Source organism: Halomonas marinisediminis (assembly GCF_004347715.1).
GTDB classification, from domain to species: domain Bacteria; phylum Pseudomonadota; class Gammaproteobacteria; order Pseudomonadales; family Halomonadaceae; genus Halomonas; species Halomonas icarae.
The window spans coordinates 1-323 of record NZ_SLTR01000160.1 but is presented as its reverse complement, the minus strand read 5'-3'; the positions used below and the strand labels follow the sequence as shown (position 1 = coordinate 323).

At 45.8% G+C, this 323-nt stretch carries 1 protein-coding gene; it reads right to left on the bottom strand.

Features of this window, described 5'->3' with window-relative positions; all coding sequences use genetic code 11:
- Positions 1-323, bottom strand: a 323-nt coding sequence (locus tag E0702_RS16205) for an ABC transporter permease subunit (RefSeq protein WP_132045611.1), incomplete at both ends; no start/stop codon positions are given.

The following is a 323-nucleotide window of genomic DNA, read 5'->3' as shown; positions in this document are numbered from 1 at the left end:
GCTTGAGTTTTTGTCATACCTACCGACAAGCTTGCTTCCATTTGGCTTCGGTCAATGCCGATAATGGCGGCGCGAATGCTCTCTGCCATGTAGGCAGCAAAGTGTAAGGTTAAACCGATCACTGCGGCACTAAAGGCATCGATTCCGACCATAATAGGGAAAACTTGAGGTAGACCGTAATAGAGCAGGAATAGCTGTACTAATAATGGCGTGCCACGGAAAAAGCTGATGTAGAGCTGGCTGAGTTGATCCAGTACTGGGATACGAAATACGCGAATATTGGCTAATATGACGGATAAAATCAGTGAAAACACTAATCCCCA